The sequence below is a fragment of the Streptomyces sp. CBMA123 genome, from assembly GCF_014596465.1.
Taxonomy (GTDB): Bacteria; Actinomycetota; Actinomycetes; order Streptomycetales; family Streptomycetaceae; genus Kitasatospora.
On the sequence record NZ_MECK01000090.1, the window covers coordinates 60,009 to 66,814 of the forward strand.

A 6,806-nucleotide genomic window follows, 5' to 3' on the forward strand; every position below is an offset into this window, starting at 1 on the left:
GGAGCCGGCGAGGCGGGAACGGAGCGACGCGGAAACGGAGCAACGCGGGAACAGGACGAGGCGGGAACGGCAGGGGCGGGAACGGCAGGGGCGTCAGAGGGTGAGGAGCGGACGGAGTTCCGCGAACGTTCGGGTGCCGATCCCGCTGACCTGCCGGAGCTGGTCGATCGAACGGAACGAGCCGTGCGAGGTGCGGTAGGCGAGGATGCGCTGGGCGAGGGTCGGGCCGACGCCGGGGAGGGAGTCGAGCTGTTCGAGGGTGGCGCGGTTGAGGCTGACGGGTGGTCGGGGCGCACCGGCGCCGGATAGTGCGCCCGCGCCGGCCGGGACCGGGACGGGAACCGGGGCCGGCACCTGCTCGCCGACCAGGATCTGCTCACCGTCCGTCAGGACGCGGGCCAGGTTGAGGCCTCGGGTGTCCGTCTCCGGCAGCGGGCCGCCGGCCGCCCGCAGGGCGTCGGCCACCCGTGATCCGCCGGGCAGGGTGTGCAGGCCCGGCAGGTGGACCCGACCGCCGATGTCGATGACCACGGCGGCCTCGGCCCCCGGGCCTGCGGCAGCCACCGGCGGACCGGCCCCGCTGCCGGGCGGGCCGTCGGTTGCCACCGGGCTCGATTCCGGCAGTGCCGAGGCCGCGGCCAGCGTCGGTACGGCCACCGCCTCCGGCCTGGCCAGCCAGAAGTGCTGCACCGCGTAGCCCACCGCGAAGAGCAGCAGGATCGTCAGCCCGGCCACCGCCCGCCGGTCGAGCGCCAGCACCGAGGCGAACCGCAGTCGCGCCCCGGCCGGTGACGGGTCGGGAAGCACCGCCGCGCCCGGAGGCGAAGCCGCCGTTGCGGGAGGCGCCTGAGCTGCAGGGGAGGACAGCACGGCAGCGGCCTGAGCGGCACCCACCAGCTCGTCGCCCGTCGGCAGCAGCGCCGCCATCCGCAGCCGCACCGTCTCGTTGATCGCTTGGCGCTCCGCCGCGCCCAGGCCCAAGGTCGTCATGGCGAGGACGCTAGGAGCCCTCCGGCGCGCGCGCAGGAATTACCGAAACCCTGTGGATAACCCGGGGCTGTGGATAAGAACGGTCACTCACACGAGTGACCACCCCATGCCGAAGTTGACCCACCTCACCCCCAGGACGCCCCACCCCAGGACGCCCCGGCCCCCGACGCCCAGCCCCCGACGCCCGGCACCACGACGCCCCGGCACCACCCCACCGCCCGCCTCAGCGCGGCGCGACCACCACCGCGAGCAGCCCCGGCCCGACGTGCGCGCCGATCACCGCCCCCACCTCGCCCACGTACAGCTCCCGTAGCCCCGGCACCCGCGCCCGCAGCCGCTCCGCGAGCGGCTCGGCCCGCTCCTCGGCCGCCAGGTGGTGCACGGTGATGTCCACCTCACCCTCCCCCGATCGCTCGACCGCGATCTCCTCCAGCCGGGCGATCGCCCGCGACGCCGTCCGCACCTTCTCCAGCGGCTCGATCCGCCCGCCGTCCAGGTGCAGCAGCGGCTTGACCGCCAGCGCCGAGCCGAGCAGCGCCCGCGCCGCCCCGATCCGCCCGCCCCGGCGCAGGTGCTCCAGGGTGTCCACGTAGAAGAAGCCGCTGGTCCCGGCCGCCCGCCGGGTCGCCGCCTCGGCCGCCTCCACCAGTCCCCGGCCGTCCGCGATCGCCTCGGCGGCCGCCAGCACCCCGTACCCGAGGGCCATGCCGACCAGCCGGCTGTCCACCACCCGTACCGGTACGGGCGCCTCGGCGGCCGCCAGCCGGGCGGCCTCGACCGTGCCGGAGAGCTCGCCGGAGATGTGTACCGACACGATGCCCTTCGCCCCTGCCTCGGCGGCCGCCCGGTAGGTGGCGGCGAAGGACTCCGGGTTGGGCCGGGAGGTGGTCACCCGCTGTTTGGCGCGCAGCGCCTCGGCGACCTCCTTCGGGGAGATCTCGACGCCCTCGCAGCGGACCGAGTCACCGACCGCGACGCTCAGCGGAACCACCGTGATCCCGTGCCGGTCGAGGGCGTCCTGCGGCAGATAGGCCGTGGAATCGGTGACAACTGCGAGGTCGGAGGGCATGAGGCGGAGGTTACTCCCCGTTCGTCCGGGAGGACAGCGCCCGCACGCGCTCCCCCGTGGACCCGCACGCACACCGCCCGCTAGGCCCGCACGCGCTCCCCCAAAGGCCCGAAAGCGCACCGCCCGGCAGGCCCGAACGCGCGCGCCCCGGGAGGCCCGGACATGGGCCGACCCCGGCCCCGGCCCGGACTCAGCCCGCCGACGGCCCCGCCGAGGTACCCGTCGACGGCTTCCGCAACCGCTGCGCCAGCTTCGCCAGCGGGTCGGCCAGCCCGAGCAGGTCCTCGGCGCTCGGCCGCCCCTTCCCGTCCGTCAGCCCGGCCCGAGCCACCCCGGGAGCACCCGCTGCCCTGGAAGCACCGGAACCACCAGCAGCCCCGGCACCAGAAGCACCAGTACCAGAGGCCCCGGACCCCGCCCCCGTGTCCCAGTGCCGCAGCGCCCCCGCCTCGCTCTCGCACTCCTGGCTCAGCCGGCTCAGCTCGTCGTCCGCGAACCGTTGCATCCGGTCCTGCGCCGCCCACCGCATGGTCTCCGCCGCGTGGGTGATCCGCTCCGCCCGTTCCCGCAGCTCAGGGAGCTTGGCGGCGATCCGGGCGGTGTCCGGCTCGCGTTCCAGCACCCGCAGCTCGCCGTCCAGTTCCGCCGCGTGCGCGTCGAGCCGGGTCAGCAGCGCGAGGGACTCGCCGAGCTGGCTGTCCCCGGCCAGACCGCCCTCCAGCACCTGCCGGGTGCCGTCCAGCGCGGTGCGCAGCTTGAGGCGGACGGTAGCGATCTGCGCGGGCGGGCCGATCTTGGTGTACGTCTTCGCCTTGAGGGTGGCGGTCTCGACGGCGCGCCGGGCGTTGGCCTCGTGTTTCCCGACCTTCGCGGCGACGGCCTTGGCCGCTTTGACCGTACCGACCACGGCCAGGACGAGCGTCGCGATCCCGAAGAGCAGGACCAAGCCGATCATCACGCCGAACACGTCCATCGCGCGCCACCTTCCGCCACCGATCCGGCCCCCAACGAGCCCAACGCGGGCCGCAATGCCGTGGGTTCCACGGTAGCCGCGATACCGGTCCGGAGGGCAGTGCGGAGGGGTCCGACGGACGGAGATCAGGGACAGATCCGGGATCTCCCCGAGGGCCTCACCCCCGCCCCTGCTCCCCACCTCACCCCACCCCACCCACGCACCAACTCAGCACTCAGCAACGCGGCAATGAGGCAATGAGGCCACACAAACCACCGGGCGGGCGCCCCGAAGGACACCCGCCCGGTCAGTCACCGCCCGAGGACCGGCCTCAGCCGGTCACGATGTTCACCAGCTTCGGCGCCCGGGCGATCACCTTCCGCACCGCCGCGTCGCCGATCGCCGCGACGACCGCCGGGTCCGCCAGCGCCAGCGCCTCCAGCTCGGCGTCCGTGATGCTCGGCGCGACCTCCAGCCGGGCCTTGACCTTGCCCTTGATCTGGACGACGCAGGTCACCGACTCGTCGACGACGTACGCCGGGTCCGCGACGGGGTAGTCGGTGTGCGCCAGCGACTCGCTGTGGCCCAGCCGACGCCACAGCTCCTCGGCGATGTGGGGGGCCAGCGGCGCGACCATCAGCACCAGCTGCTCGGCCACGGCCCGGGGCGTGGAGCCGCGCTTGACCAGGAAGTTGTTCAGCTCGATGGCCTTGGCGACGGCCGTGTTGAAGCGCAGCCCGGCCATGTCGCCGCGGATGCCGTCGATCGACTTGTGCAGGGCGCGCAGCGTCGCGTCGTCCGGCGCCTCGTCGGTGACGACCAGCTCGCCGGTGGTCTCGGAGACGACGTTGCGCCACAGCCGCTGCAGGAAGCGGTACGAGCCGACGACGGCCCGGGTGTCCCAGGGGCGGGAGACGTCCAGCGGGCCCATCGACATCTCGTACAGGCGCAGGGTGTCGGCGCCGTACTCGTCGGCGATGTCGTCCGGGGCGACGGCGTTCTTCAGGGACTTGCCCATCTTGCCGGCCTCGCGCTTGACCGCCTCGCCCTGCCAGAAGTACGTGCCGTCGCGCTCCTCGACCTCGGCGGCGGGCACCGGGAAGCCGCGCTCGTCGCGGTAGACGTCCGCGGTGATCATGCCCTGGTTGAACAGCTTGTGGAACGGCTCGACGGAGGAGACGTGGCCCAGGTCGTGCAGCACCTTGTGCCAGAAGCGCGCGTACAGCAGGTGCAGCACGGCGTGCTCGGCGCCGCCGACGTACAGGTCGGCGCCGCCGGCCGGCTTGGCCTCGGTGGGGCCCAGCCAGTAGCGCTCGTTGGCCGGGTCGACGACGGCGTCGGCGTTCGTCGGGTCGACGTAGCGCAGGTCGTACCAGCAGGAACCTGCCCAGTTGGGCATGGTGTTGGTCTCGCGGCGGTACGTCTTGACGCCGTCGCCCAGGTCCAGTTCGACGTTGACCCAGTCCTCGTTGCGGGACAGCGGGGTCTCCGGCGAGGAGGCGGCGTCGTAGGCGTCGTAGGTGCGCGGCGAGTAGTCGTCGACCTCGGGGACCTCGACCGGCAGCATCGACTCGGGCAGCGCGTGCATCACGCCGTCCTCGTCGTAGACGATCGGGAAGGGCTCGCCCCAGTACCGCTGACGGCTGAACAGCCAGTCGCGCAGACGGTAGTTGACGGTGCCCTCGCCGATGCCGCGCTCGGCCAGCCACGCGGTGACCCGCGCCTTGGCGTCCACGACGCTCAGCCCGTCCAGGGACAGGTCCCCTTCGGAGCGCGCCGAGTTGACGATGACCGAGTCGTAGGTGTCGAAGGCGTCGGCCCACTCCGCCGGGTCGGAACCCCGCCCGTCGGTGGGCTCGACGACGCAGCGCATCGGCAGCGCGAAGGCGCGGGCGAAGGCGAAGTCGCGGTGGTCGTGGGCGGGGACGGCCATGATGGCGCCGGTGCCGTAGCCCATCAGCACGTAGTCGGCGATGAACACCGGGACGGACTCGCCGCTGACCGGGTTGACGGCGTAGGCGCCGGTGAAGACACCGGTCTTGACCTTGGCCTCGACCTGGCGCTCGACGTCCGACTTGGCGGCGGCCGTGGCGCGGTAGGCGGCGACGGCCTCGGCGGGGGTGGCGGCGCCGCCGGTCCACTCGGCGGGGACGTCCTCGGGCCAGGCGGCAGGGACGATCGAGTCGACCAGGCCGTGCTCGGGCGCCAGCACCATGTAGGTGGCGCCGAACAGGGTGTCGGGCCGGGTGGTGAAGACGGTGATCTTCCCGCCGTCGACGGCGAAGTCGACCCGGGCGCCCTCGGAGCGCCCGATCCAGTTGCGCTGCTGCAGCTTGATGGCCTCGGGCCAGTCCAGCAGGTCCAGGTCGGCGATCAGGCGGTCGGAGTACGCGGTGATGCGCATCATCCACTGGCGCAGGTTGGACTTGAACACCGGGAAGTTGCCGCGCTCGGAGCGGCCGTCCGCGGTGACCTCCTCGTTGGCCAGCACGGTGCCCAGGCCGGGGCACCAGTTGACCGGCACCTCCTTGGCGTACGCCAGGCGGTACTCGCCCAGCAGCTCGTCGCGCTCGCCGGCGGACAGCGCGGCCCAGGCGCGGCCGCCCGGCACCTCACGGGCGCCGGACTCGAACGCGGCGACCAGCTCGGCGATCGGACGCGCCCTGCCCGCCTCCTGGTCGTACCAGGAGTTGAAGATCTGCAGGAAGATCCACTGCGTCCAGCGGTAGTAGTCCGGGTCGATCGTGGAGATCGAGCGGCGCGGGTCGTGGCCCAGGCCCAGCCGGCGCAGCTGGTGGCGCATGTTGGCGATGTTGGCCTCGGTGGAGACCCGCGGGTGGGTGCCGGTCTGCACGGCGTACTGCTCGGCGGGCAGGCCGAAGGCGTCGTAGCCCAGCGTGTGCAGCACGTTGTGGCCGGTCATCCGCTGGTAGCGGGCGAAGACGTCGGTGGCGATGTAGCCCAGCGGGTGGCCGACGTGCAGGCCCGCGCCCGAGGGGTACGGGAACATGTCCATGATGAAGCTGTGCGGCTTCGCGGCGACGTCACCGGCGGACGGGTCGGCCAGCTCACCGGCGGGGTTGGGGGCGTGGAAGGTGCCCTCCTTCTCCCAGATGTCCTGCCAGCGGGACTCGATCTCCGCCGCCAGCGCGGCGCTGTACCGGAACGGCTCGGTCGCGGTCTCGGCCGCGCCGGACGCAGGGGTCGTCTCGCTCATCGTCCTTCAAGCTCCATCGGTGTCAGTTGGCGAACCGCGCGACGCGGCCGACCGTGGACCCGTCCCACGACGCGGGCGGGGGCGGAAAACAAAAAATCCCCTCGCAGGAGGGGACGCCACGCCGACTCCGGCACCGCCCTGGGGCGCAGCCGGTCCTGGTCAGCGCGGCCGGCTAAGGAGCAGGCGCACGGTTCGCATGGGCTCAGGGTACCGCAAGCAGGTCAGGGCACTCCTGGCCGTCCCACCCACGGAGCCCCGGGACGCCGCGGGACTCCCGAGGACGCCCCGCCCCCGCCACGGACCCCTCACCCCCGTCCGCGGACCCGTCACCGCACCCCCGCCCGGACCCCCCCCCCCCGCCCCCCCCCCGCCCCCCCCCCCCCCCCCCCCCCCCCCCCCCCCCCCCCCCCCCCGCCCCCCCCCCCCCCCCCCCCCCCCCCCCCCTCGGCGCGCTGGCGCGCGGTGAACGTCCCCAAGCGCCCCGGGCTGTACCGCCTCTGGTCGCTCCAGGCCCTGGCCCGCGGCGCCGACGGCCTCCTGCACTTCCAGTGGCGCGCCTCGGTGGCCGGCGCCGAGAA

The 6,806-nt window shown here is 73.8% G+C and carries 5 protein-coding genes; 1 reads left to right on the plus strand and 4 read right to left on the minus strand.

Features of this window, described 5'->3' with window-relative positions; translation table 11 throughout:
* Positions 1-93: 93 nt before the first annotated feature.
* The 4 genes from BG452_RS13265 to leuS all read right to left on the minus strand — a co-directional run bounded on the left by BG452_RS13265 (position 94) and on the right by leuS (position 6,228).
* A complete protein-coding gene (locus tag BG452_RS13265; RefSeq protein ID WP_188304468.1) occupies positions 94-990 on the minus strand; it encodes a helix-hairpin-helix domain-containing protein in 897 nt (298 codons plus the stop codon).
* 223 nt (positions 991-1,213) lie between these two features.
* Positions 1,214-2,059: a DegV family protein gene (locus BG452_RS13270; protein ID WP_188304469.1), complete on the minus strand. Its 846-nt coding sequence runs from the start codon at positions 2,057-2,059 to the stop codon at positions 1,214-1,216.
* Between the two features lie 190 nt (positions 2,060-2,249).
* Positions 2,250-3,032, minus strand: a complete 783-nt coding sequence (locus BG452_RS13275; RefSeq protein ID WP_188304470.1) for a hypothetical protein — start codon at positions 3,030-3,032, stop codon at positions 2,250-2,252.
* A 310-nt stretch (positions 3,033-3,342) separates the two neighbouring features.
* The gene (gene leuS, locus BG452_RS13280; protein ID WP_188304471.1) at positions 3,343-6,228 is read right to left on the minus strand and encodes a leucine--tRNA ligase; all 2,886 of its coding nucleotides are present in this window, start codon (positions 6,226-6,228) and stop codon (positions 3,343-3,345) included.
* Positions 6,229-6,366: 138 nt separating this feature from the next.
* On the opposite strand from leuS, the gene BG452_RS48065 reads away from it, so the two are divergent.
* On the plus strand, positions 6,367-6,806 hold a 440-nt coding region (locus tag BG452_RS48065; protein WP_411292943.1), incomplete at its 3' end, for a beta-galactosidase.